The organism is Mycobacterium sp. (assembly GCF_035697385.1).
GTDB lineage: Bacteria > Actinomycetota > Actinomycetes > Mycobacteriales > Mycobacteriaceae > Mycobacterium.
On record NZ_DASSCY010000263.1, the window covers coordinates 1 to 25,156 of the forward strand.

A 25,156-nucleotide genomic window follows, 5' to 3' on the forward strand; every position below is an offset into this window, starting at 1 on the left:
CCAACCGAAGAATCCACTGGTCCTGGTTCCCGGCAGGATCGGGGTTGCGGCGGAAGGCTTGTTGGCAACCCACGTCGTTCCGTTCCAGTACTGGTACTTGGTCTGGTCAAGTATCTGGTACTGGTTGACCCGTGACAGGTAAACCGTGCCGCCGCGGCCCGCGGGAGTGCCGTACGAATAGACCCACCCCGCAGCGGCTTCCGGTGAACCCGGCGGCGGCTTGACGAAGGCGCCCTGCTGGAAGTTCTGGTTTCCGGAAACGTAGGGCACAGTCGCGCTACCCCACCTGGCCGCGCGGACGGATGACGCCGGCACGACCGTCCAATTCTGGCCGTTGTCATCCGAATACGCGATGGCCGAGTAGTTCGTCGTCCATCGGCCCGGCGAATCCCAGGACTTCACGGCCATGAAGTTGATGTACTGCCTCGTCGCTCCGTTCACGCCCGCACCGGGAACCGAGATGCCTGCAGTCGGGATCATCGTCACCTCTGGAGAGGTTCCATAGCGGTAATTGCCGATGATCTCTCTGGAGAAGTTCGGGTACGTCATCGGTGAGCCGCTGTATGCGCCCGGATCGTGAATTATGCCGTTTGGCACAAACATTCCGTCGGACAGAACGGCGTCCGCAGTGCGGAACAGCGTGTTCATCCGCCAGGCTCCTGTCATGCCGGGACCGCTGAATGTGTCGCCGAACGCCATCAGTACCTGGCGCTGCTCGACGATGGTGGTCGCGGGGTTGTCGCCCGTGATTCCGTTGTCCCACATGATCCCGAGGTCGGTACCTGCGATGCCGAAACGCTGATCGGTGCGGTTAAGGCTATTCGCGCCGGTCACCCAGCCGATTCGGGTGGTCACCGGCACCGTGACGGCCGCCGTCGGTGTAGACGCGAGCGTCGCGGCAGCGACCGGCGTACTGCTGGCCGTGTTACTGAAGCTGGAGACTGACCGTTCCAACTCACGTCGCGAGCCCAACGCCAGTAACGCCATCAACAGCGGCGATTGGGCAGGGGAGAGCGGGGTGTTCACAACCAACGGGCTGAGCCCGAAGGCGGACAAGAAACCTGTCACCAGGCTTCGAATCGTTACGGCCGCAGTGCTTTCCGCTTCTGGGACGGCCATTTCGATGGGCGCTGCCGGCTGAATGCTCACCGCAGGCGACTGCTCAGGAATCGTCATCGACACGACGGTGCTGGCGGCCCGGTGTACCACCGTGTCGGCCGCCTCGTTCACGGCCACGACCGTGTCGGCCACGACCGTGTCGGCGACGCGCATGCTGGTCGGCGGCGCCGGTGTGCGGACGATCGCTTCCCGAACCGACTGCGTCTCAAGTCGATTGGTCGTCCTTGTTGTGTCAGAATCACTACGCTCTTTGGCCGCCGGTGTCTTGGACTGCGTCGAGGACGACCCGTCCCGCGATTCATCGGGTTCGACGACCTCGGTCGACTCTTCCTCGGCCGGCTCCTCCGGTGCGGTCTGGTCGCCGTCCTCATTGGCGGTCACGGATTCTGTCGACGACTGCGTTGAGTCGGCGGTATCCGCCGAAGCCTCATCGGAGGAATTGGTCGTTGCCGATCCCGATTGCGTACTCGTATCTGGGGTATCGGCCGACGCCACCCCCTGGCCGGTGACCACGGCGACGCCTACCCCGAGGGCGACCGCCAATCCTCCGACACGACCTACATATGCTGCTGCACCCATCTGATCCCCACAGGAAAGCCCCGACTTTGACTTCTTGATGCTCTAGTCGGACCCCGACTTCCGAAGAGATAGGCCTATCGTCCTACCGCTCCATTGCCGCGGTCGGCGTTTGGCTGGAGTGCAGCAAATGATCTTGAATGTGCAACTATCGAATTAGTGCAGCTGGAAACGGTACTTTCGCGACAGCACTCGACATTTAGCTAATGCACCTGGATACGGGGGTTGTTTCGCTATGGCTAATTTTTCCCAAAGCAACGGCCGGCGGATGTCTCGATCGTCTGACCGCATGGAAATTGGCAGTCGGCGTTGGTCATGGGACGTGGACCGGTAAACGAAGGTGCCGAGGCGACCGAGTACATCATTTTGGACCGACATCAAGCGACAGCGACGCCAACATACATTGCACGCCTTGATATTTAGCGACTCAAGACGCGTCGTGCACAGCGAGCGGTACCGAGAACGACGTCCCGTTCAACGTCACCTTGAATGCGTAACGGCCGGGGCCGGACGCGCAGTTGACTCGCAACGGCCAGACCCAGAAGCGGTTCTCCCCGCCGGAAGCGTCGAACGAGAGCTCTTGGTCGACGAGCACGGCGTCGTTCAGCGCCCAGTCCGAGAAGATGACCTTCGCCCGGTTCGGCTGGCCCGTGTCATCGGGACCCACCTGCATCAAGGCCACGAGGTAGACCGATATCGACCGGTCAGGCGGAAAAACTGTGGCGCGGCCCAAGACCCCACCAGCTACGTACAGCGAATCGTCGGCCACCTCGGCATAACGCGCAAGAAACGCACCAGTGAGAATCACAGTTCCTAACTCCACAGCAACGCCCTGTCGGTACCGATCAGCACCGAATGTTCCCGACACCGTAGCCGGTTACCGAAGACGTGTGGCTTCAATGAGGTGAATGGACGGGTAAGTGCCCGCCCCGCCGACCCGCCTCACGCAGTGTGCAAACGGGAGTTTTGGCGGTCCAGTGCCAACGAGCCAGCGAACACCGCGCCGTCGTCGCAGTGGCCTCCGGACCGGCCGGCGGCCGTTGCTCACGCGGCCACGGCGGACGTATGACGGCCTCGTTAAAATTTGCTGGCGTGTCGCGGTGTGATTTACCGCTCATTTTGGCTGAGAAAGCTAAGAGTTTGTGATTGATCGACTCTCGCCTGACGATCATGACCCATTTGCCATGGCAATCATAAAGCGAGCTCACAGCAGATAATACGGTTGCTCAATGAACATAACAACTGCATAACGAATAGTTTTCTAAGCGGTGTCTGAGAGGTTTCCTTGCATAACTGCCGATCCACGTCTGCGCATTCTCTGGTCCCAAATTTTCGTCGCTAGACTCGACCGAGATCGCGCCCACGAGGCGCAGACAGGCTTGCAATCTAGGCCGGTGCGCAACTTGCCGGCGGAGGTACCGAATGAAGATGGCTAACTTTTTGATGCGTAAGAGCACTCCTGCTTCGCAAGTGACTCAAGAGGCGGATGTGGACCCCGACATCACCTTCATGGGCGAGGTCGCGGTGCGCCGTGGTCCGATCGGCGATATCGCCGCCGGCGCGCCCGTCGTGGTGACGAACTTCGGTGACGACACCGTCTCGCTGCTCAACCGCGACACCCTGACGGTCGAAGGCACCATCGCGGTCGACGGCGAGCCGTTCGCGGCCGTCGTCGCCGACGATCGCGCGTACATCAGCACCTCGTCGTCGAACTACGATGCCGTCGCGGTGATCGACACCAACACCAAGACCGTCATTGCGACGTACTCGCTGGCCTTCGGCGTCACCGCCCTGGCGATCAGCCCGGACGGCAAGCGCGTCTACGCCGGCCGCACCGGCCGCGACCACGTCGACGTCGCCGTCATCGACACCACCGCAGAGCGCGTGGGCACCATCGACATCGCCACCGGCGCCGGCATCGGCATCGACGCCATCGACGTGGACGCCACCGGCAAGCGGCTGTATGTCGCGACCACCGATACCCGGGGCAGCCAGCTCGTCGTCGTCGACACCGAGACCGCCCGCGTTGAGCGCACAGTGCGAGTCGGTTCCCCGATCCGCGACCTGGCGTTCGCCGATGGCACCGCGTACGTCCTCACGTCGGACCGGACGCGAGGCGGCGCTGTCAGCGTGATCGACTTGTCGACCAACCAGATCACCGACACCGTCGACCTCGGTGGCGCGCCGACGCAGATGACCCTGAGCCCGGACCAGACCCGTGCCTACATCGTCGACTACGACCAAGTCGCGGTGCTGTGCACGCTGAGCCTTGAGGTCGTCAACTCGGTCACCGTCAGCGCCCGCCCCTCGTGCGTGACGGTGAGCCCCGACGGCGGTCGCCTCTATGTCGCCGACTACGCCGGCGACGTCACGGTTTTCACTGTCGATTCGACGATGCCGCTGCTGTATTCGCAGTTCATGGCGACCGACCCGATCGCGATTTCCGAGCTTCGCGAGCTGGAACCCGCACCCGTCTAAGGGGTTACGCACCGACAAACAGGTAGTTAACTACTCGTGTGTCGGCGCGGTGGTTCTTCCTACGGTTCAAGCGCAAGCAACCAAGCATGCGCAAACCAGGGAGACCACCATGTCCGGCGTCTGCAGGACCGACCTTTCGGCACTCGACTTCGGCGCGCAGGGCGGCGATCCCAGTCGCGGCGTCGACATGGATCTCAGCACGTGCGTGAATCGCTATGGGCCTGCGCCCGCAGCCATCGCCGCACTGCGGGCCATCGAACCGGCTGACATCCTTCTCCATCCCTACGACGCCGCGCCGCAGCTGATCGACCTCTATCGCGAGGCTACCGGTGTGCCCGACGGCGCGATGATCACTGGCCGTGGCGCAAGCGAATTCATCTGGGCGATGGGCCGCGAACTCGACCACGCCTCGGTACAGGTGCCGATGCCTGCCTACACCGACTACCTCAAAGCCTTTCCCGGCCGCGGGTTCGGCCGTCCCGGCGACCAGATCCCGTCGCTCGAGCAGATCGACGCGGCAATGAATGCCGCTGGCACGGTGATCATTTCCAATCCGCACAACCCGACGGGCGCCCACCTGGATCCCGATGGCCTCGTCGCGGTCGCGGCCGCACATCCCACCGCGACGCTCGTCGTCGACGAGTCCTACATCGACTTCACGCCCGATCCGGTCGGCTGGTCTGTCATCGGTTGCGAGACACCCAATATCGTCGTGCTGCGTTCCACGACGAAGTTCTACGGCATCGCCGCGACCCGCACCGGTATTGCCTGGTGTGCCGAACCCGAGCCGTTGACATGGCTTTTCGGCCAACAGGAGAACTGGGGGCTGTCCGGAGTGGACGTGCGTGTGGCGTGCGCCGCGGTACGCAGCTTCGATTGGACGGATCAAAGCCGTGCGCAGATGCTTTCCGACAGTGCCTGGCTTGCCGAAAATCTGTGCGACGTCGGCGGTCTCGATCTCAGTGCCAATCGCAACGTTCATTTCCAGTACGCGTTCTGTGAACGATCCCATGAGGTGGCCGAGGTGTTGCGGCGTCACGGCATTGGTGTGCGTGTACTTGGAGCGGCACACGGCGTTCGGCCCGACGCGCTGCGGATCGTCGCGCCCAGGTACGACGAGCGTGACCGGTTCGCCGCTGCCATTGCCGATGTGGTCGATGAGCGCGTCGCAGCCTAAGCCCGCGGGCCTGCTCGGCGTCAGCCTCGCGGCCTTGGGTGCCATCGCTTACGGCATCGCGACGGTCATCGGCCGGGCGCTGGCCGACGCGGGCGTGGATTCCGCGACGGCGTTGGGCATCCGGTTCGCGGTCGCGGCAATGATTCTCGCGGGGGCGCTGCGACTGCGCGGCGTTGCGCTGCGACCACCACGTGGGTCGTGGCTGCCCATCGTGCTGCTCGGTGCGGTTGGCTACTCGCTGGAGTCGACGTTGTTCTATCTGTCGCTCGGCCACGGCACGGCCGCCGCGTGCATCCTGCTGTTCTACGCGTATCCAGCGATCGTCACCGTCATCGAGTTCGCCCGCGGACGAGAACGGATGACCACGGCGAACATCGTTGCGTTGTCACTCTCCCTCGTCGGCACGGCCGTCGTGGTGGTGGTCGGCCGCGATGTGTCAATCTCATTGGCCGGCATTGTCTTTGCGCTGGCAGCTGCAACGGTCTATGCGCTTTATCTCGTCGCGGGGCGTGAGATCGGGCGGAGCGCCGACGCGATGACCACCGCATGCTGGGTGGCCGTTGGCGCGGCGGCGTCATCGGCGTTGCGTGGGCTGGCGGGCGGCACGCTGCAGATTCCCAGCGGTCACCTGCTGCAGATCGTCGGCTACGGCGTCGCGACGGCTGTGGCGTTCGGTCTGACGTTCGCGGCGCTGGCCCGCATCGGCGCCAGCCAAACCGCCGTCGTGATGACGCTCGAGGCGGCGTCGACGGTCGCCATCGCCTCCGTCGTACTGGGCGAAGGCATCTCGCCCGTCCAGGCATTCGGCGGCCTGGCGATCCTCGCGGCCGCGGCAGTGATCGCACGCTCACACCGCCGTACGCGACCGCACAATGCCCGGGCATTGCGGCGTGTCGGTGTACAAACACGGTCACTCGCGGCAAGGGGACCAAGCGTTAGCGCCACTGGTAGCGCGTCTTCGGGCGGCCGGCCTTGCCGTAGTCCGTGTTGCGGGTGACGGTGCCCTCATCGGCGAGACGCTCGAGATAGCGCCATGCGGTCACCCGCGACACACCTACCTGCTTGGCGACCTCGTCGGCGGTGATGCCGTCGACGGAATCCCGTACTGCGCGGGCGATCTCGTCGTTGGTGCCGGGGGCGGCGCCCTTCGGGGCCGCGGACCTGTCCGCGCCGACGCGTAGTTCGGCCAGGGCGCGATCGACCTCGGCCTGACTGGCCGCGTCGGTGCCTGCGGGCAGGGCTTCGCGGTAGCGATGGTAGCGCTCAAGCCGATCCCGGAACGCCGCGAAGGTGAACGGCTTGAGCAGATAGGCGAGCGCCCCGTGACCGACCGCGGCGCGCACCATCTCCAGGTCGCGCTCGGATGTGATCGCGATGATGTCTGGCGCGGGCCGCAAACCCGACAATGCCGACGCCAGCGCAATCCCGTTGGCATCGGGAAGCCCGATGTCCAACAGCACCAAGTCGATTGGCGCTTCGGCCGCCGCGGCCTCCGAGGCGGCCCGCATGGCGTCGCGGGCCGTATGGGCGACACCGGCGACCGAAAAGCCGGAAAGCCGACCGAGATACGTCCGATGCGCCTCGGCGATCAACGGCTCGTCCTCGACGATCAGCACGCTGATCATGAGCCCTCCACCTTCACCGTCACCACCGAGCCGTAGGTCACGTCGGCGGTCAGCGTGCCGTTGTGCCGCTTGACAACCTGCGCGACCAGAGCCAGCCCCAGACCGTGATGGTCCGATTCGCCTTTCGTCGAATATCCACGCTCCATGGCCTTTTCGAAGGTGCCCGCGTCCATGCCCGGCCCGCTGTCGGCTACCCGGATCTCGAGCGTGCCGTTGTCCTGACAGACCGTGACCTCCACCCACGGGTCGTCGCGGTCGCAGGCGTCCATCGCATTGTCGATCAGGTTGCCCAGCACGGTGACCATCTCCGGTCCCGTGAGCGGGACATCGTCGACGTTCGACGGCAGATGGGTGTCCTCGGTGACGGTCAACTCGATGCCGCGTTCGTCGGCCTGGGCCGTCTTGCCCAGCAGCAATGCGACGAGCGCCGGCTCACTGACCGCGTCGGACAACCGGTCGACCAACCTTTGCGACAGTTCGAGCTCGTTGGTGGCGAACTGCACCGCTTCATCGGATCTGCCCATCTCCACCATCGTGACGATGGTGTGCAGTTTGTTGGCGGCCTCGTGCGCCTGCGAGCGCAGCGTGTCGGTCAGTACCTTCAGTGAGCTGAGTTCGCCGAGCGCCCCCTGCAATTCGGTGCGGTCACGGATGGTGACGACTTCAGAGTCACGGGGCGCGTTCTCCACTGTCGAACGGTTGACCACCAGCACCCGGTTTTCGGTGACGTGCACCTCGTCGCGCGCGCCCGGGTTGTAGGTGCGAAGGAACTCAGGCAGATCCGAGGAGTTGACCGGGCCGGGCGGCAGGGCCAGCAGCCGGCGGGCTTCGTCGTTGACCAGCGCCACGCCGTTGCGTTCGAGCACGACCAGCCCCTCGGACACCGAATGCAGGATCGCGTCGTGGTGTTCGTACATCACCCGCAGTTCGTCGGGGCGCAGCCCATGGGTCTGCCGCAACAGTCGTCGTCGGATCAGCCACACGCCGACGAATGAGATGGCAAGCGCCGCAAGGCTGACCGCGGCGATGGTCGGGAACTGTGAGCGCCACCGATCGGCGAGGCTCTGTTGCAGAATTCCCGCGGATACCAGGCCGACGATGTGCCCGGACTCATTGCGTACGGGTACGACGGCGCGAATCGACGGCCCCAGCGTGCCGGTGAACACCTCGCTGAAAGTGTCTCCGCGCAACGCGGGTTCGATGGTGCCGATGTATTGGCCGCCGATCTGCTTGGGGTCGGTGTGCGTGAACCGGGTGCGGTCGGGCGCCATGATCGTGATGAACGCGATGTCGGTGTTGGTCCGTATCGCCTCGGTCACCGGCTGCAGAATCTCGGTCGCCCTTCCGGATTCGATCGCTGTCGCCGTCGACGGAGAGTCGGCAAGCGCGGTGGCGATACCGATGACCTGCTGACGGGCGGCCGCGTCGCCGTCGCGCTTGGCGTCGAGCAATGCCAGCCCGCTGCCGGCCAGCACCACCACCGCGATCACCAGGATTTGCAGGGCGATCGCCTGGCCGGCCAACGACCGGGGCCACCACCTGTTCAAGCGCACACTCCTGAACGTAATGAACTAAAACGTGACCTGGCTCACGTCCTCACAGAACATCCTTGCAGACCACATTTCATGCCGATCTGGAGGAATTCAGTTATGACAAACGCCCTGGACCGTCCACCGGCCCCCGAGCCGCCAACCGAGAAGCCCCGGCGGGACCGCACGCACTGGCTCTACATCGCCGTCATCATCGCGGTGTTCGCCGGCGTCGGCGTGGGCATCCTCGCCCCCGAGGTGGGCAAGAGTGTCGGCGTGCTCGGCACGATGTTCGTTTCGCTGATCAAGATGATGATCGCGCCGGTCATCTTCTGCACGATCGTGCTGGGCATCGGCTCGGTGCGCAAAGCCGCCACCGTCGGCAAGGTCGGCGGCCTGGCGTTCGTCTACTTCCTCATCATGTCGACGTTCGCGCTGGCGATCGGTCTTGTGGTCGGCAACCTTCTGCACCCCGGTAGCGGCCTGGCTCTGTCCGACAGTTCCGCCGGTAAGGGCGCGGAGCTCGCCGAGAAGGCGCACGAATCCGGTGGCCTGATGGACTTCGTCCAGGGCATCATTCCGGACACGCTGGTCTCGTCGCTGACGGCAGGCAGCGTGTTGCAGGCGCTGTTTGTCGCGCTGCTCGTCGGTTTCGCGCTGCAGGCTATGGGCAGTGCGGGTCAGCCGATCCTGCGCGGCATCGAGCACGTGCAGAAGTTGGTGTTCAAGGTGCTCGTCATGATCCTGTGGCTGGCCCCGATCGGCGCATTCGGCGCGATCGCCAACGTGGTAGGTCAGACCGGCTGGAGCGCCGTGACCCAGTTGCTCACGTTGATGCTCGGCTTCTACATCACCTGCGTGATCTTCGTGTTCGGCGTGCTCGGCGCACTGCTTCGCACGGTGTCGGGCGTGTCGATCTTCAAGCTGGTGCGCTACCTGGCCCGCGAATACCTGCTGATCATCTCGACCTCGTCGTCGGAGTCCGCGCTGCCGCGGCTGATCGCCAAGATGGAGCACCTCGGCGTGGACCGCAGCACCGTCGGTGTCGTCGTGCCGACCGGCTACTCGTTCAACCTGGACGGCACCGCGATCTACCTGACCATGGCGTCGCTGTTCATCGCCGACGCAATGGGCAGCCCGATGTCGGTCGGTGAGCAGATCGGCCTGCTGGTGTTCATGATCGTCGCCTCCAAGGGCGCTGCCGGTGTGACCGGCGCCGGGCTGGCCACGCTGGCCGGCGGACTGCAGGCCCACCGCCCCGACCTGCTCGACGGTGTCGGCCTGATCGTCGGTATCGACCGGTTCATGTCAGAGGCCCGCGCGGTCACGAATTTCTCCGGCAATGCGGTCGCGACGCTGCTTGTCGGGTCCTGGACGAAGACGATCGATCGCAACAAGGTGAACGCCGTTCTGGGTGGAGAGGACCCATTCGACGAACTCACCATGGTTGACGATGATCACTCCCCGCGTGCCGAAGAACCGGTGCAGGAGAAGGTTCCTGTGCCGGCATAGGGCGCGCGAAGGAAAGACCCGGCCGGATACCCCTCCTCGCGGCCGGGTCTTTCTTTGCGCGTATGCGCCGAGTTGCAGCCGCGACGGGGTCCGAGCGCTCACCCTGGTACGACTTTGAAGCCCGAAACCGTACAACGATGAGCGCTCGCGGGTCTGCACCGCTGTCGGTAGGGATATCCGAAACGAAACATCACGGTTGGCGCGCCGAAATCGCATACGCGCTGAAACTTTCTTGAATTCCGTTGAACCCCCTTCGCATATCGCCCGTTGAACCGGCTGAAGACCAACGGGGTCTACAGAAACGAAGGGAGGCGCGGTCATGCGCGCAACGCTATTGATCCTGACCGGAATTGCCGCTGCGGCGTGCGGAGCCATCGTCGCGCCTGCAGCCATCGCGTCGGCCGCCGAATCGGCGGACCTGACCATCGCACAGCTCGAGGCGCAAGGCTTCGACGTGAAGATCAACCGCATCGGGAGCGCACCGCTGAACCAGTGCGTCGTCACCGATGTGCGAAACCCAAGGGAGCGAACCGAATTCGTTCCGGTTCTCGGAGACAACGACGGCGTCGTGGAAGTCGTGGTTGACCGCAACATCACCGTCACCGTGAACTGCTCGCGGCGCTGACACACCGACTTAGACCCGGCCGGAGCGATCCGGCCGGGTCTTTCGCTGTCAGGGGCGCGCTCAGCTGACCTTCGACTCGTACTCAGGACAGAACGCGGCCGTCGCTGCACCAATGAGGAACGCCGCATCTTCTGTATCGAGATGCTCGGCTAGCGAACTGACTTCTTGCTCGAAGCTGGCCCCGCTTCCCCAGTCCTGGCACACGCCCCGTCCCGCGGCCACCATGTTCGCCGGGGTGGCCCCTGGCCACGTGACACCCTGCTCGGTGAGTGCGTCGATGAAAACGTCTTCAGCTGGGCCGGCCGCCGCAAGAGGCGCACACGTCAAGGCGGCCGCGGCCAAGCCAGCACCAACCGATACGGCGAGCTTCATAGGAAGTTTCATTGGCATTCTTTCGTTCGAGAAAACTATGGATAGAGCGCATCGTTGCACGACAGCAGATTGCTGGGGGCGGTTCGATCGATTTGGCTCGACGGCGGTGACCGGCTGCAACGGTGCGGATGAAGTGCACATTCAGTATTTTTGCCGTGGTCACGCAGCGTTTATTGTCGCGGATTACAATTTTTGCTCGACGTTATTTGAAGTAGGGGTCGAGCAACGTCGACCAGGCTTGGTCGAGCTGAATCCACTCGTCCTGGCACCCCGATGCGCGGTCCTCGGGCAGCTGGCCGTCGGTGACCAAGTCGGCGTTGGCCTCGGGATTCGACCCGTAGATCCAGCACTCCAGGTTGTAGACGCGCTGCTGGTCCAGCGAGTGGACATCAGCGAAATCCTCCGCGCCCAACTCAGTACCCTCCGCTCCGGATGCGGCGAACGACCGCGCGAAGTCCTTCACCGCCTGCACCGACTCCGGGTCGATCTGACCGTCGTCGTCCGGTGTCAGAAGGATGTAGGCGGCGAGCTGATCGGCGACGTCCTCCTCGCGTCCCGTGACCGGCAGGTCGTACACGCTGATCGCCATGTGGCCGACCTCGTGATAGAACGTCGCGTACTCAGAATTCATCGCCGACGCGTCGGGGTCGGGATCACCTGCCTCGGTGAAGATCCGCTGGGCCAGGTCGGCGTCCTCGTAGCAGATGGTGATGGTGTTCTCATTGGGATCCCAGAAGGCGTTCGCCTGATCGCATTGCGACCCGTGCAGAGGGATGTCGATGGGCAGGTTCAGCGTCTGGTTGATATCGGCGGCGAGGTCTTCGAGCAGCTGGTTGTCCTGCATCAACGCGCGTCCGTTGATCGCTTCGGGACTCTGGGCGTCGTCGTAGGAGACGATCATCGTCCCGCCGACGCCGTCGACCGGGGCTTCGGCCGGGTCCGGGCCATCCGCTGCCGCGACTTTCCCGGAGGCCGCCGGCTCCGCTGCCGACGTGTCGGCCTCCTGTGCGGGAGCGCCACCGCATCCGACCACGATCAGCCCGGCAGCGAACACCGGCACAATTCGAGTACGCATGGCCCCAACCCCCAAGATGCACCGGCTTAATTGACACCGTCGCAGATTTAGGGGCGGGGCGTGGCTACTCTCGGCAAACCGGCTTTGGGCGACCTGCTCAGCGTGAGCAGTCGAGCGTCACCGAAATCGACTGGGAAACGACATCGAGGATCAAGAAGTTGTCCCCATCGCGGCCCGGACCCGTGTACGGCACCCATTGGGTGACCTGTTGCGGGTTGCGTACGTTTGTCACGACGCAGTCGCTCATCGGGCCGCTGCCGACGCGGTCGATGTTGACCGTGTATCCCTCGCTCTGGAGTCGGCTGATCACTTCCTGCGCCGATTCCTCTGCCGACGCGAGGCCTGCAGGCGCGGCGATCACCCCGAACACAGCCGCAGCCACAGCGGCGAGCGTCCAATTTGTCCGCATGACCGCACCTCCCGTCTTCTGTAGGGACCATGATCCTCTACTTAAAGCGCAGTGCGCACTTTATTCTTCCCGCAGCTATGGCGTGCAGTTCAACGACACTGAGATCGACCGGCTCTTGATCACCTCGACCCAGTCCCAGTCGATGTCACCGTTCTTGTCCTTACCGTCGTAGACGCGAACAAGTTCGGTGACGGTCTGCGGGTTGCGGACGCTCGTCACGACGCACTGATTGATCGGCCCGCTGCCGACCCGGTCAACGTTGACCTGGTAGCCCTCGCTCTCCAGCCGCGATATGACTTCCTGCGGTGTTTCTTCGGCCGCGGCGAGACCTGCCGGGGCGATGACCGTTGCACACGCCGCCATGACGAGCGCCGCAAGTACTCCTGCTGGACGCATTCCGCGCCCCCTATCCGTTACTACCCCGTGTTCCCACCCTCTACATCGCCGTCGACGTCAGAAACGTTGCGCAAACATCCGGCCTGGTAGCTGACGGGTTGATTAGATCGCTGTGACGTGCGAGAACGGTATGGATCACACCTGCCAGCGGTGGTAACCAAGCACACAGCCGGCGAAATGGCGCTCGGTTCGCCGCTCGGTTAACGATGTCAATGTGAGTCAGACATCGGTAGCCGGTCGAGGCCCCGCTACCCGCGTGCGGCTGGCGCATCAGATGGTGACCCTCGACGACGGGCGCAGGGTCGGGGTGTCCGTCGGCGGGCACGGGGTTCCTCTGGTCTTTTTGCACGGCCTCGGCTTGAGCGGCCGCGCCTACGTGCGCATGCTCAGCCGGCTGGCGGGGATGGGCTTTTTGGTCGTCGCGCTCGACGCCCCTGGCCACGGCGGCACGCCGAATCTGCCTCGCAACGCCGCAGACCTTGCCCATCGCGTCGAGCTCACCCTCCGCACCCTCGATGCGCTCGGTATCAAGAAGGCCGTCTTCATGGGGCATTCGATGGGCGGCCGGATGACCATCCAGCTGGCGGCCATCGCGCCGGAACGGGTGCTCGCCGCGGTTCTGCTGGATGCCGCGGCCGGCGCGCCGTTCGACGACTCGATCCGGGATCCCGTGCGGTCGCCGCGGCGTGCCGTGCGTGCGTTGTTCGACGCCGCCTACGACGCTCACGGCGATCCGCGCCAGCTGCCCGCGCCGGAGCGAAATCGGTACCTGCGCATGATGACGGCGGCCTGGGCTCGCAATATGCTTACCCCGCTTGGGTTTCCGGCCGCCTTTCGGGCGATCATCGCGTCGGGCGATTACACACCGATGTTGGACGCGATGCGCGAGTCGCGGGTGCCGACGATCGTCGTCCACGGCGAGAAGGATCTGGTGGTCCCGTTCGTGAGCGCGCACGATATGGCCGAACGCACCGACGGTGCCCTGTACTGCGTGCCCGGCGCCTATCACTCGTGGATGCTGACGCATCCGCGGCAGGGTGCAGATATGGTGCGCCAGCTGCTGGCCGCCGAACTCGGCGACGCGTTACGCACCTCCGCGGGGACGCACGACTTCGACGGCTGCGTGACGTGCTGGGCGGACGCTCTGCTGTCCGAGGAGTCGCCGCTGCGCCCGGTCAACGACGACCCGCTGGATGTCGTGGGAACCGAAGAGCGCGAACGCATCACGCTCGATCGGCTGCGCACCTTTCATCGCGAGCAGTCGCGAAAACACCCGACACGCCGACGAAAAGTGCGATTCTCCGTCTTCTCGCGCAGGAAGGCGACCGCTTAGCGTTCGGCGCGCTGGTAGGCGGTGACGACCGCGGCGCCGCCGAGGCCGATGTTGTGCTGCAACGCGGCGGTTACCCCGTCGACCTGACGCTTGTCGGCCGTGCCACGCAACTGCCAGCTCAGCTCGGCACATTGCGCCAGACCCGTCGCGCCCAGCGGGTGACCCTTGGAGATCAGCCCGCCGGACGGGTTGACCACCCAGCGCCCGCCGTACGTGGTGTCGTTGTTGTCGATCAGCTTCGCGGCTTCGCCCTCGCCGCACAGGCCCAGCGCCTCGTAGAGCAGCAGTTCATTGGCCGAGAAGCAGTCGTGCAGTTCGATCACCTGGAAGTCGGACGGCCCGAGGCCTGACTGATCGTAAACCTGTTGAGCGGCTTTGACATTCATGTCGTAGCCGATCAGGTTCTTGGCGCTGCCATCGAAGGTGCTGCCGAAGTCGGTTGTCATCGCCTGACCGACGATCTCGACGGCTTGGCCCGCAAGTCCGTGCTTGTCGACGAACGCCTCGCTGGCCAGGATCGCCGCGCCCGACCCGTCGGAGGTGGGGGAGCACTGCAGCTTGGTCAGCGGATCGGAGATCATCCGCGCGCCGAGGATATCGTCCAGGGTGTACTCCTCCTGGAACTGCGCGTACGGGTTATTGACCGAATGCTTGTGGTTCTTGTAGCCGATCTTCGCGAAATGCTCTGCGGTGGTGCCGAATTGCCGCATGTGCTCGCGGCCTGCGGCGCCGAACATCCACGGCGCGACGGGAAATGCGAACTCGTCGATCTCGGCCATCGCCTTGACGTGCTTGCCCATCGGGGATTCGCGGTCATCGGCGCCGCCCTGCAGTGATCCGGGCTGCATCTTCTCGAAGCCCAGCGCGATCGTGCAGTCGGCCAGGCCGCCGCGAATCGCTTGCGCCGCAAGGAACAGCGCCGTCGATCCGGTGGAGCAGTTGTTGTTGACGTTCGCGATCGGGATGCCGGTCATGCCGAGTTCGTAGAGCGCCCGGTTTCCGGACGTCGAGTCTCCAGCGACGTAGCCGACGAAGCCCTGCTGGACTTCGGAGTAGTCGATGCCCGCGTCCGCCAGTGCGTTCGTGCCGGATTCACGAGCCATCTGTGGGTAGTCCCAGCCCTCGCGGCGGCCTGGTTTCTCGAACTTCGTCATCCCGACTCCGACGACGAAAACTCGGTTCTTTCCTGCGGTGGCCATGACACGTCCCTTCGCTGCGCTGCGGTTGACAGCAACATACAACGCGACGATGAGGCGCAGGCGCGGGTCAGCGGGTTGCGCGGCGATGCCAGGCGGAGTATCCGCCGGAGAGGTAATGAACGCGGTCGTAGCCCAGGCTGTTCAGCTGCTCGGCGGCCGGGATGGCGCGACGCCCGGAGACGCTGCACACGACGATCTCGCGATGGCGATCCACGTCGGAGATGCGCGCGGCAAGCGCGGCCGGGTCGATCAATAGCGCCCCCGTGATGCTGCCCTGATGGCGGGCGACCTGCGGGCGGATGTCGACGAGCAGCGCGCCGGCCCCGTGTCGGCGGCGCGCGGTGGCCGCCGAGATGGGCTGCGGCACCGGCATAGGGGCCGTGGGGTTGTTGGGCGAACTGTTCATGGTCGGTCTTATTTCTCTAGTGGTGGTGCGGGGGCCCGCCGCCGCAGCGGGCCCCCGCGGGAAGGGGGTTATTCGAAGAGCACGCCGTGCTCGGGGCAGTAGGTGTCAACCGAGGCGACGACGAAGACGGCAACCTGGTCGTCGGTCAGGTCGGTGGCCTCCAGAATTTCCATGCCGAGGTCCACCGGATCCGCGCCCTCGTCGATGGCAGAGCACACGTCATGCGCGGCAAGAACTGCGTCCCGAGGGCTGTCGTAGGTGATGCCCGCGGCGCTGATCTCTGCCAGGAAGTTGTCGTTGGCCGAACTGATCGCGCCTGCGGTGCCTGCGGTGGCAAGCGCGACAAGCCCAAGGCCGCCCGCGACGAGCGCGGTGCCGGCGAACTTGGTGAAGCGATGCGGGGCGTTCATTGGACTCCTTGTGTCAGGTCTTTTCCGGTTGTCTTCCGGGCTGACATCAGAGTCCGACAGGACGCTTGGGGGATTCTTGAAAGATTCTTGGGAGGCCGATGGCCCCGCTCAGCTGCTACACACTCAGCCGAACTTCAACCACCAGTTGTGCAGGTCTTCGAGGTTTGGGCCCAAGGCGTCGCCCAGTAGCAGGTCAGCGTTCTTGGTCCAGGTCACGCCGGGTTTGTCGTTGTAGGTGCCGCAGGCGATGCGGCCTGCGACGGTGTCCGGCGTGTCGGTGAAATGCCACGTGGTGGGCGAATCGAGATCGCTGCCGGGGCATCGCAGCAGTGGCGCGTACGGGGTGATCGTCTGGTCGAAGGCTCCGTCCAATGTTGCCTGATCGGCGAACATCGAATACCGGGCGTTCGTGGGGCCGCCGATCGGCCCCGCCTTGCCGCAGTCGACCGTGGCCAGGGCGCCAAGGACCGGGGGATGCACCGGCTCGCAGGCGCCCTCGTCGTAGCCGCGGGGCAGCAAGCCGAGAAGCTGCGCATCGAACGAGTCCGGGTCCACGGTCGGCGTCGTGGTTCGAGGAGTCCGTCGAGTGGTTTCGGCGGTCTCGGTCGTCGTGGTCGACGTCATCCCCGTCGACGACGAGTCGTCCGGTTTGACCAGAAACCAGACCCCCAGGGCGCCAAGGACGAGCACAAACACTGCGACGGCAGCCATGATCGGGATCCACGGAGTTTTCTTGCGTGACGGCGGTGGCCCCGGGGGAGGCGGTGCGGTCCACATCGGTCCGGACCCACTCCCCGGAGGGGGCGGCGTGTGGAACGTGGCCGGCCGGCCAGCCGGCGTCGGGGTCGACTGGTGCGGCGGGGGCGGGGTCGGAGGCGGTGTCTGGTGGATGGGCCGAGCCGCGGCGGCGGGCGGCGCGGTGCCAGGCATCGTGGCGTCTTGACCGCGCTGCAGGATGGTCGCGGCCTGGTCCTGGTCACGCTGGGTCAGTGCGTCGTTAGCGGCCATCGCCAGGTCACCCGCGCTGGCGTAACGCTCCTGTGGCTTCTTGGCCATGCCACGGGCGATCACCTGATCGAATGCGGCAGGGATCCCTGGCCGTTCTTCGCTGGGTTTCGGGATGGGCTGCATCAAATGCGCCGTGATCACCACGCTGACGCTGTCGCCGGCATACGGCTGAGCGCCCGTCAGGCACTCGTGCAACACGCACGCGAGCGCGTAAACGTCGGCGCGATAGGTGACCTCGTCGTTGGTGAACCTCTCCGGCGCCATGTACGCATAGGTGCCGACGGCGGTGCCCAGTTCGGTGAGCTTCTCGTCGGTGGCGGCGTTGGCGATGCCGAAGTCGACAAGGTAGGCGAAGTCATCGCGGGTGAGGATGATGTTCTCGGGCTTGACGTCACGGTGCATCACACCGCTTTCGTGTGCGGCGTCCAGCGCCGAGGCGATCTGGCGCACGATCGCCACCGCCCGCGCCGGTGTCATCGGCCCAAATCGCTTCAGTACCTTGCGAAGGTCGGTGCCGTCGATCATGCGCATGTCGACGTAGAGCAGCCCGTCGACCTCGCCGTAGTCGTGGATCGGCACCACGTGCGGTTCCTGCAGCCGCCCGGCCGAGTGCGCCTCCCGCTGCAGCCGCTTGCGGAACACCGGGTCGTGGGAAGCGGACTCGGGCAACAGTTTCAGCGCGACGATCCGATCTTTGACGGTGTCCTCGGCCTCGTACACCTCACCCATGCCGCCCTTGCCGAGCAGCCGCCGTAGGCGATAAGGACCGACCTGGGAACCAACACGTGATTCCCCACCGGTGTCGCTCATCGGGTGCTCCTCGGGTGCAATTACTGGCGAACACACCCTAATGCCGCGCTACGCCGGACGTTGCTCTATCTCGAACGTGAACTCGTGGGCGCAGATCCGGACGTGGTCACCGTCGGACAGGGTCGCGGTGCCGCGTATTCGCTCACCCCGAACGTCGACTCCGTTGGCCGACCGCAGATCGCTGATCACAAAGCTGGTGCCGGTGTCAATGATGACGGCGTGGTGGCGGCTGACATTGGCGTCGTCGAGCACGATGTCGTTGTCGTCAAGGCGCCCGATCCTGGTGGCGGTGGCCCGCAACGGATAGACCCGCCCGGCCGACGAGCGCAGGCTGGCCACCGCCGACGACGCGCTGACCGAGGTACGCATGGCAATGTCGTGAACGGTGTGCGCGGCCACGGTTCTTGCGGCCCTCTTCACGTCCAACGACTCCTGCCGCAGGATCTTCTCGTGCAGGGCGCGCACCGTCGGTCCCGGATCGATGCCCAGGTCGTCGGCGAGCGTGGTTTTCAGCCGCTGGTAGGCGTCGAGCGCCTCGGATTGACGCTCTGCCACGTAGTAGGCGGTGATCAGCTGCGCCCACAGCGGCTCCCGGTAAGGATGTTCGACCGTCAGCGTTTCGAGTTCACCGATGACGGCGTAGCCGCGCCCGCAAGCGATTTCGGCCTCGGCGCGGGCGGTGTGCGCCACCACCTTGTCCTCCGTCAGCGCGGTGGCGAATGCTTCGACGAATTGAAAGTCACGCATGTCCTCGAGGACGGGTCCGCGCCATTCGGCCAGCGCAGCGGTCAGGTGGCGGCTGGCTTCATCGAACCGCCCGGCCGCCGCGGCGTGCACACCCGCGGCCTTCTCGGCGACGAATCGGCCGATATCGCAGGCGGTGTCCGCGGCGTTGAGCCGATAGCCCGGCGGCGCGTTGACCAACACCGACTTCGGGTCCGCGCCCGCCCCGCTCAGCAGCTTGCGCAGGTTCGAGACATACGAGTGCAGGCTGGCCCGGGCTTCCGCGGGCGGCCATTCCTCCCACGCCGCGGTGATCAAGGAATCTGTCGAGACCGGCCGGTTGCGATTCATCACCAGCATCGCCAACACCGCCCGCTGCTTCGGCGTGCCCAGCGACACGGGGCTGCCGTCAACCGTCATCTGCAACGGTCCAAGCACGCCGAACCCGATCTTGTTCTCGGTCATCGCGCCCATTGTCACCCCCAACCACGGGGAAGTGGTGTAGACCGGAGTAGAACGTGTTCTAGTTTTGTGCTCCCGGAAAGGGGCGACATGGGCTTACGGGTCGTGCAGTGGGCGACGGGTGGGGTTGGCGTCGCGGCCATCAACGGTGTGCTGGAGCATCCGGAGCTGGAGTTGGCCGGCTGCTGGGTGCATTCGAAGGACAAGGCAGGCAAGGACGTCGGCGAGATCCTCGGCGTCGAACCCGTCGGTGTCACGGCGACCAACAGCGTCGACGAAATTCTGGCGATGGACGCCGACGCCGTGATCTACACGCCGCTGCTACCGAACGCCGACGAGGTTGCCGCGCTGCTGCGGTCCGGCAAGAACGTCGTCACACCGGTCGGCTGGTTCTATCCCGGCGAGAAGGAGGCCGCGCCGCTTCGGGCGGCCGCGCTGGAAGGAAACGTGACGCTGCACGGCACGGGCATTGCGCCGGGCGGAATCAGCGAGAAGTTCCCGCTGCTGTTCTCGGTGATGGCGACGGGGGTGACTTTCGTTCGTGCCGAGGAGTTCTCCGATCTGCGCACCTACGACGCCCCCGATGTGGTGCGCCATGTGATGGGGTTCGGCGGTACGCCCGACAAGGCGCTGAGCGGCCCGATGCAGAAGCTGCTCGACGGCGGGTTCATCCAGGCGGTCCGAATGTGTGTGGACAAGATCGGGTTTCGGGCCGATCCGACGGTGCGCTCGTCGCAGGAGATCGCGGTCGCAACCGCGCCCATCGACTCGCCCATCGGCGTCATCGAGCCGGGACAGGTCGCAGGCCGACGCTTCCACTGGGAGGCGCTCGTCGACGGCGAACCCGTTGTCCGTGTCACGGTGAATTGGCTGATGGGTCAGGAAAACCTCGATCCCGCATGGACTTTCGGCCCCGCCGGCGAACGGTACGAGATGGAGGTCCGCGGCAACCCGGACTTCTCCGTCACCATCAAGGGATTTCAACCCGAGACGGTCGAGGAAGGCCTGAAGAGCAATTCGGGCATCGTCGCGACCGCGGCGCATCTGGTGAATTCGGTTCCGGCGGTGTGTGCGGCCGAGCCGGGCATCGTCACGTATCTCGACCTGCCGCTGATCAGCGGCAAGGCGGCGCCACGGCTGAGGTAGCGGGTGCGGGCGGGCCCGCGCGGAGTCATGGCATCGCGAGAGTAGGGAATATGATGGAATGCGCGCCGGATCCGTCATATTCCCTACTCTCGGCGCAATTTTCATCCTCCACCGCGGAGCGTCAGCTCCCTTCGCAGCAGCTCCTAGTGACTGCGTAGCGACAACCGCGTCTGGGCCCGTGCTCATGACGAGTGTGGCCGGATCGGAACATCCTCCACTGCAACAGTTTTTGTGTCCGTAGGGAACTGCCCGGCGCTCGCGGTCATTTCGCTCCCTTCACCGCGGCGCTACCATCGGACCATGTGCCTGATCGCCGCCGCACCATCAGCGATGGCGCGCTGACATGTGCCGGTTGTTCGGTCTGCACGCCGACCATCGGGTGGTGACTGCGACGTTCTGGCTGCTGGATGCGCCCGACAACCTCGTCGAACAAAGCAGGAAGAATCCGGACGGAACAGGGCTGGGGGTTTTCGAAGCCGACGGCAAGCCGGTGGTGGACAAGGAGCCGGTCGCCGCGTGGCAGGACTGCCAGTTCGCGACCGAAGCCCACGAGCTCACGGGCACGACGTTCATCGCGCACGTGCGCTATTCGTCGAGCGCGGCGCTTGAAACGCGCAATACTCATCCGTTTCTGCAGGACAACCGGATCTTCGCGCACAACGGCGTGGTCACCGGTCTGGATGTGGTCGACGCGCGGCTGCGCGAACTGGGTGTCGATGACCTGGTGCTCGGCGAGACCGACTCCGAGCGGGTCTTCGCGTTGATCACCGCGCATATCCGGAAGCGTGGCGGAGACGTGGGTGCGGGCATCGTCGACGCGGTCGGCTGGCTGGCCGAGGCGGTGCCGATCTTCGCCCTCAACGTGCTGCTGTCTACGGCGACCGACATGTGGGCGCTGCGCTATCCGGAGACCCACGAGCTGTACGTGCTCGACCGCCGCGACGTCTCCGACAGGCACCTGCGGATGGAAAGCCAACGCATCACCGCGCACTCCGACCATTTGGCCGACGGTGCTTCGGTGGTGTTCGCCAGTGAGCCGATGGACGACGACGACTGGCAGCTTCTGGCGCCGGGCGAGCTCGTCCACGTCGACGGCGACCTGGGCCTCACCCGGCACATAACCTTCCCCGACCCGCCCAAACATCAACTGCGGCATGACGATCTATCCGCCACGGCAAAGGCGTCCCAGCACACCTCGGTGGCGTAACTACGGAATCCGGTAGAAGGGGTTGGGCAGCAGGTAAGTCCTCTGCGAGAACCCTAGCGACGGCCTGGCAGACTCGCTGCCGTGACGACGAAACGAGCGCTGGTGCTTGCGGGCGGCGGGCTTGCGGGTATCGCCTGGGAAACCGGTGTGCTGCGAGGCATCGCCGACGAGTCGCCGGAAACGGCGAAGGCCCTGCTGGATTCCGACGTGCTGGTCGGCACGTCGGCCGGTTCGACGGTGGCCGCACAGCTCGGCAGCAGGCTCGGCCTCGACGCCCTCTTCGACCGGCAGACCACGTCCTCGACGACCGAGCTGAACCCGAACGTCGGCATCGAGCAGATCACCGAGTTGTTCCTCACCGCGATGATGCAGCCGAACACCACAAAGGCCGAGAAGTTGCAGAAGATCGGCGCGGTCGCGCTGTCCACCGAAACCGTCCCCGAGCCGGTGCGGCGTGAGGTGATCGCGCAGCGCTTGCCGTCACACGAATGGCCGCAGCGCGTGGTGCGGATCAGCGCCATCGACACCGCCACAGGCGAATTGGTGATGTTCGATCGGGCCTCGGGTGTCGCGCTGGTCGACGCCGTCGCCGCCAGCTGCGCGGTGCCGGGAGTCTGGCCACCCGTGACGATAGGCGAGCGCCGCTATATGGACGGCGGCGTGGGCAGCACCATCAACCTGGTGCTGGCCGACGATTGCGATGTCGTCGTCGCACTGCTTCCGCAAGGCCGCTCGGTGCCATCACCGTTCGGCGGCGGCGCGGTCGAGGAGGTCGACGCATTCCCCGGCTCGGCGTTCAGTGTCTTCGCCGACGACGAGTCTCTTGCCGCGTTCGGCGCCAACCCGCTGGACCCGGCATGCCGTGCGCCCTCGGCGCTGGCCGGCCGCGAACAGGGCAGGCGCGTCGCCGAGGACATCGCCAGTTTTCTGCAAGAGAATTAGAGGCTTGACCTCAACTGGACTTGAGGTGCCAGGCTCCGTTCATGACGAGTCCCGTGGGTTTCGCGGTCGACGATCAACGTGACCGGTTCGTGCGCGATGTGTTGCCATTGCTGGATCAGCTTTACCGGGGCGCGCGCCGGTACACGGGGAATCGCGCCGACGCCGAAGACCTCGTACAGGAGACAATCACCAAGGCGTATGCCGGGTTTCATGGGTTCGCCGACGGAACAAACGTCCGCGCATGGCTTTTCCGCATCATGACCAACACGTGGGTGACGTCCTACCGCAAGGCGCGGCGACGTCCCAACGAGGTGCTCACCGACGACATCACCGACGCGCAATGGGCCTCGGCCGCTGCGCACACATCGTTCGGGATGCAATCGGCCGAACTGCTCGTCCTCGAGTCGATGGGCGACGAGGACGTCAGGAATGCTCTGCAATCGCTGCCCGAGGGGCAGCGCATGGTTGTCTACTACTCCGACGTTGAGGGCTTGCGGTACAAGGAGATCGCCTCAATATTGGACGTGCCGGTAGGGACGGTGATGTCGCGGTTGCACCGCGGACGCCGCAACCTGCGGCAGCTGCTCGCCCATCGTGCCGAAACCCGCGTCGCCGCTTAGCTTTCCAAAGCTGGTATTTCGGGCTTCTCTCGCAGATCGAGCGTGGCGGCGGCCAGCTCCTGACCGATGTCGATGACCTCGGCGGCGCGGTGGAACTCCAGGCTGCGGCAAGCGGTGCGCGGCACTTCGATCAGCAGGTCCGGGGGATAGGCCGCAAGGGTGTGGCGGGCAAGGGCTGCCTGCGCGATGTCGATGGTGCGGTTCATCACTTCGAAGCTGCCCAGCCTCGGCACCGACACTTCCTTCGCGGCGTCGACGAGTTCGTCGTCGCTTTCGCCGGAGCGTGTCGCGCTGGTGTCGAACAGCGTCGTGGTGCTGCGCCACATCCTGGACAGCCATTCGGTCCTGGCCCGCGACCCGCTGTCGGTCGGCTCGTCGCCGCCCGCCTCGCTGCCGCTGAGGCTGACCGCGATGGTGAAGTCGGCGTTCACCGCGGCGATCGGTGCCATCGGCAGCGGATCGAGGATGCCACCGTCGGCGAGCAGGCGCCCGTCGAGGACGTGCGGCGTGATCACCCCGGGGATCGCGATCGACGCCCGGATCGCCGCGTCGACGGGCCCGCGCTGCAGCCACACCGACTTCCCGGTGATCAGGTCCGTGGTCACCGCGGTGTACGGAATGGGGAGTTCCTCGATGGTGACCTCGCCAAGAATGTCGCGGACGGCATCCAGGATCTTCTCGGCGCGCAACACCCCGGCCGCGGTGATGGCGGGGTCGAGCAGACGCAGCACGGCGCGTTGGGTCAACGACTTGGCCCAGTCGGTGAACTCGTCGAGCTTGTCGGCCGCCTGCAGGCCGCCGACGAGTGCGCCCATCGACGATCCCGCGATGCCGACGATTTCGTAACCGCGCTCGTGCAGTTCGTTGATCACCCCGATGTGCGCGTATCCGCGCGCCCCGCCGCTGCCGAGGGCAAGGGCGACTCGCTTGCCGGCCATACCGCCATTCTGCGCGGCAGAAGCTAGGGAATGACCGGGACGAGCAGATGCGCGTCCCGATCGCCGCCCCAATGCAGGGTGCATTCGGTGCGTGGGGCCCGCTCATAGGCCGCCGGAAACTGCCCGGTGAGCGGGTTCCGCGGCCACAGCCAGCGCCCCGCGACGACGAGCCGGAGTTGTTCGCCGGCCCTGAACAGCGTCGCTGACGGTCCGAGCGGCACGTCGACCTGCACCACGTGGCCCGGGCCGAGCGGTTGGCGTTGGGTGAACGTCGGCACCGGTTCGAACGGCCGGGAGCGGTCTTCGTCGAGTGCGCGCATCGAGGCACGCAGCCAGCCCGTCGTGACGCGGTCGCGGCCGAAGCCGTAGGAGCCCTCGAAGGGTACATATGCCGATCCGCGCCACTTCTCGACGCCGACGAACAGATCGACGTCGTCCCCGCCACTTACCTCGACGAACAGCCGCAGCGCCATCGGCCCGGAGATCTCGGTGTCCGCAGGCAAGGTCCAACCGAAACGCGCTGCGCGAGAACGGGTATCGAAGCTGATGGATCCGCGCTGGGTCGCAGGTTCGGTGGACAGGCCGCCACCGGTCAGGTGTAGCGCCGTCCATCGGGTCGATTCCAGCGGCCAGCTGGATTCGTCACGGACCTCGGCAACGCGATCTCGGCTCTCCCGCACCTCCAGGCGCACCCGCGGCAGGGGTGCCTGCGCGTCGGAACGCAGATGTCGACTCAGGAAGGCTAATTGGGTTTGTAGGGCCGTTTCGGAGTAGAAGGTCGCCCACTTGCCGCCGCGGTGGGTGTACAGGTGTTTGTTAGTTGAACCGATCTGCTCGAAGCCCCGGATCGAGCCCCGGCTGTGCAAGTTGTTGTCCGAGAAGCTGCCGCAGATCAAGGCGGGGACCTCAACCTTCGTGAGCTCGGGCACCACCGACCGCCACCACTCGTCGCGCAGCGGGCGATTCGTATTCTCTTCTCCGATTTGGTATTTCATGCGTACGGTCTTCAAGCCGCGGTTCCACAGCTTGACGAAGCCGATCTCCTGAATGCCGCCGGGC

General features: G+C 65.3%; 25 protein-coding genes. 10 read left to right on the forward strand and 15 right to left on the reverse strand.

The features are described from left to right. Both VFH65_RS22015 and VFH65_RS22020 read right to left on the reverse strand, forming a co-directional pair. The coding region (locus VFH65_RS22015; protein WP_353324209.1) for a DUF4185 domain-containing protein at positions 1-1,500 on the reverse strand (1,500 nt) is incomplete at its 3' end. Between the two features lie 622 nt (positions 1,501-2,122). Continuing rightward, a complete protein-coding gene (locus tag VFH65_RS22020; protein ID WP_353324211.1) occupies positions 2,123-2,518 on the reverse strand; it encodes a hypothetical protein in 396 nt (131 codons plus the stop codon). A gap of 599 nt (positions 2,519-3,117) precedes the next feature. On the opposite strand from VFH65_RS22020, the gene VFH65_RS22025 reads away from it, so the two are divergent. The 3 genes from VFH65_RS22025 (at position 3,118) to VFH65_RS22035 (ending at position 6,347) form a co-directional block, all read left to right on the forward strand. After that, entirely contained in the window at positions 3,118-4,173 is a 1,056-nt protein-coding gene (locus tag VFH65_RS22025) for a beta-propeller fold lactonase family protein (RefSeq protein ID WP_414688483.1), read from the forward strand. A gap of 109 nt (positions 4,174-4,282) precedes the next feature. Then, positions 4,283-5,350, forward strand: coding sequence for an aminotransferase class I/II-fold pyridoxal phosphate-dependent enzyme (locus VFH65_RS22030; protein WP_353324214.1), 1,068 nt, complete (start codon positions 4,283-4,285; stop codon positions 5,348-5,350). After that, a complete protein-coding gene (locus VFH65_RS22035) occupies positions 5,331-6,347 on the forward strand; it encodes a DMT family transporter (protein WP_353324216.1) in 1,017 nt (338 codons plus the stop codon). Before VFH65_RS22030 ends, VFH65_RS22035 begins: the two co-directional genes overlap by 20 nt. On the opposite strand, the gene VFH65_RS22040 is transcribed toward VFH65_RS22035, so the two are convergent. Both VFH65_RS22040 and VFH65_RS22045 read right to left on the reverse strand, forming a co-directional pair. Then, a complete protein-coding gene (locus VFH65_RS22040) occupies positions 6,286-6,975 on the reverse strand; it encodes a response regulator (protein ID WP_353324218.1) in 690 nt (229 codons plus the stop codon). The two genes, VFH65_RS22035 and VFH65_RS22040, sit on opposite strands and share 62 nt — an antisense overlap. After that, a complete protein-coding gene (locus tag VFH65_RS22045) occupies positions 6,972-8,522 on the reverse strand; it encodes a sensor histidine kinase (protein WP_353324248.1) in 1,551 nt (516 codons plus the stop codon). The genes VFH65_RS22040 and VFH65_RS22045 overlap by 4 nt, the downstream gene beginning before the upstream one ends. A 102-nt stretch (positions 8,523-8,624) precedes the next feature. On the opposite strand from VFH65_RS22045, the gene VFH65_RS22050 reads away from it, so the two are divergent. Together VFH65_RS22050 and VFH65_RS22055 are read left to right on the forward strand one after the other, a co-directional pair. Then, positions 8,625-10,016 (forward strand): cation:dicarboxylate symporter family transporter, encoded by a 1,392-nt coding sequence (locus VFH65_RS22050; protein WP_353324220.1) that lies wholly within the window; start codon positions 8,625-8,627, stop codon positions 10,014-10,016. Positions 10,017-10,335: 319 nt separating this feature from the next. Then, positions 10,336-10,641, forward strand: a complete 306-nt coding sequence (locus tag VFH65_RS22055) for a hypothetical protein (RefSeq protein WP_353324221.1) — start codon at positions 10,336-10,338, stop codon at positions 10,639-10,641. Positions 10,642-10,701: 60 nt separating this feature from the next. Here the strand turns inward: VFH65_RS22055 and VFH65_RS22060 are convergent, their stop codons facing one another. From VFH65_RS22060 to VFH65_RS22075, 4 genes are all read right to left on the reverse strand, one after another. Then, positions 10,702-11,025 (reverse strand): DUF732 domain-containing protein, encoded by a 324-nt coding sequence (locus VFH65_RS22060; protein ID WP_353324223.1) that lies wholly within the window; start codon positions 11,023-11,025, stop codon positions 10,702-10,704. Positions 11,026-11,215: 190 nt separating this feature from the next. After that, positions 11,216-12,088, reverse strand: a complete 873-nt coding sequence (locus VFH65_RS22065) for a DUF4344 domain-containing metallopeptidase (RefSeq protein WP_353324224.1) — start codon at positions 12,086-12,088, stop codon at positions 11,216-11,218. A 97-nt stretch (positions 12,089-12,185) separates the two neighbouring features. Continuing rightward, complete coding sequence (locus VFH65_RS22070) at positions 12,186-12,497, reverse strand: hypothetical protein (protein ID WP_353324226.1); 312 nt, start codon at positions 12,495-12,497, stop codon at positions 12,186-12,188. A gap of 75 nt (positions 12,498-12,572) precedes the next feature. Then, on the reverse strand, positions 12,573-12,893 hold the full coding sequence (locus VFH65_RS22075; protein WP_353324227.1) for a hypothetical protein: 321 nt from the start codon (positions 12,891-12,893) through the stop codon (positions 12,573-12,575). Between the two features lie 214 nt (positions 12,894-13,107). Here VFH65_RS22075 and VFH65_RS22080 point away from each other — a divergent pair, with 214 nt between their 5' ends. Then, positions 13,108-14,226 (forward strand): alpha/beta fold hydrolase, encoded by a 1,119-nt coding sequence (locus VFH65_RS22080; protein ID WP_353324229.1) that lies wholly within the window; start codon positions 13,108-13,110, stop codon positions 14,224-14,226. On the opposite strand, the gene VFH65_RS22085 is transcribed toward VFH65_RS22080, so the two are convergent. The 5 genes from VFH65_RS22085 to VFH65_RS22105 all read right to left on the reverse strand — a co-directional run bounded on the left by VFH65_RS22085 (position 14,223) and on the right by VFH65_RS22105 (position 19,247). Further along, positions 14,223-15,425: a lipid-transfer protein gene (locus tag VFH65_RS22085; RefSeq protein ID WP_353324231.1), complete on the reverse strand. Its 1,203-nt coding sequence runs from the start codon at positions 15,423-15,425 to the stop codon at positions 14,223-14,225. The genes VFH65_RS22080 and VFH65_RS22085 overlap by 4 nt on opposite strands. Positions 15,426-15,492: 67 nt before the next feature. Next, on the reverse strand, positions 15,493-15,831 hold the full coding sequence (locus tag VFH65_RS22090) for a rhodanese-like domain-containing protein (RefSeq protein ID WP_353324233.1): 339 nt from the start codon (positions 15,829-15,831) through the stop codon (positions 15,493-15,495). A 68-nt stretch (positions 15,832-15,899) separates the two neighbouring features. After that, the gene (locus VFH65_RS22095) at positions 15,900-16,241 is read right to left on the reverse strand and encodes a DUF732 domain-containing protein (protein WP_353324235.1); all 342 of its coding nucleotides are present in this window, start codon (positions 16,239-16,241) and stop codon (positions 15,900-15,902) included. Positions 16,242-16,364: 123 nt separating this feature from the next. Beyond that, positions 16,365-18,059, reverse strand: a complete 1,695-nt coding sequence (locus tag VFH65_RS22100; protein WP_353324237.1) for a serine/threonine-protein kinase — start codon at positions 18,057-18,059, stop codon at positions 16,365-16,367. A gap of 48 nt (positions 18,060-18,107) precedes the next feature. Further along, a complete protein-coding gene (locus VFH65_RS22105; protein WP_353324239.1) occupies positions 18,108-19,247 on the reverse strand; it encodes a BTAD domain-containing putative transcriptional regulator in 1,140 nt (379 codons plus the stop codon). Positions 19,248-19,334: 87 nt separating this feature from the next. On the opposite strand from VFH65_RS22105, the gene VFH65_RS22110 reads away from it, so the two are divergent. The 4 genes from VFH65_RS22110 (at position 19,335) to VFH65_RS22125 (ending at position 23,159) form a co-directional block, all read left to right on the forward strand. Continuing rightward, complete coding sequence (locus tag VFH65_RS22110) at positions 19,335-20,390, forward strand: dihydrodipicolinate reductase (RefSeq protein WP_353324240.1); 1,056 nt, start codon at positions 19,335-19,337, stop codon at positions 20,388-20,390. A 343-nt stretch (positions 20,391-20,733) separates the two neighbouring features. Further along, positions 20,734-21,597 (forward strand): class II glutamine amidotransferase, encoded by an 864-nt coding sequence (locus VFH65_RS22115; RefSeq protein WP_353324241.1) that lies wholly within the window; start codon positions 20,734-20,736, stop codon positions 21,595-21,597. An 81-nt stretch (positions 21,598-21,678) separates the two neighbouring features. Then, positions 21,679-22,539 carry a patatin-like phospholipase family protein gene (locus VFH65_RS22120; protein ID WP_353324243.1) on the forward strand — a complete coding sequence of 287 codons (861 nt, stop codon included), beginning with the start codon at positions 21,679-21,681 and terminating at the stop codon, positions 22,537-22,539. A 41-nt stretch (positions 22,540-22,580) separates the two neighbouring features. After that, positions 22,581-23,159, forward strand: a complete 579-nt coding sequence (locus tag VFH65_RS22125; protein ID WP_353324244.1) for a sigma-70 family RNA polymerase sigma factor — start codon at positions 22,581-22,583, stop codon at positions 23,157-23,159. On the opposite strand, the gene VFH65_RS22130 is transcribed toward VFH65_RS22125, so the two are convergent. Continuing rightward, a complete protein-coding gene (locus VFH65_RS22130; protein ID WP_353324246.1) occupies positions 23,156-24,097 on the reverse strand; it encodes a patatin-like phospholipase family protein in 942 nt (313 codons plus the stop codon). The genes VFH65_RS22125 and VFH65_RS22130 overlap by 4 nt on opposite strands. Before the next feature lie 23 nt (positions 24,098-24,120). Further along, on the reverse strand, positions 24,121-25,156 hold a 1,036-nt coding region (locus tag VFH65_RS22135), incomplete at its 5' end, for a CocE/NonD family hydrolase (RefSeq protein WP_353324247.1).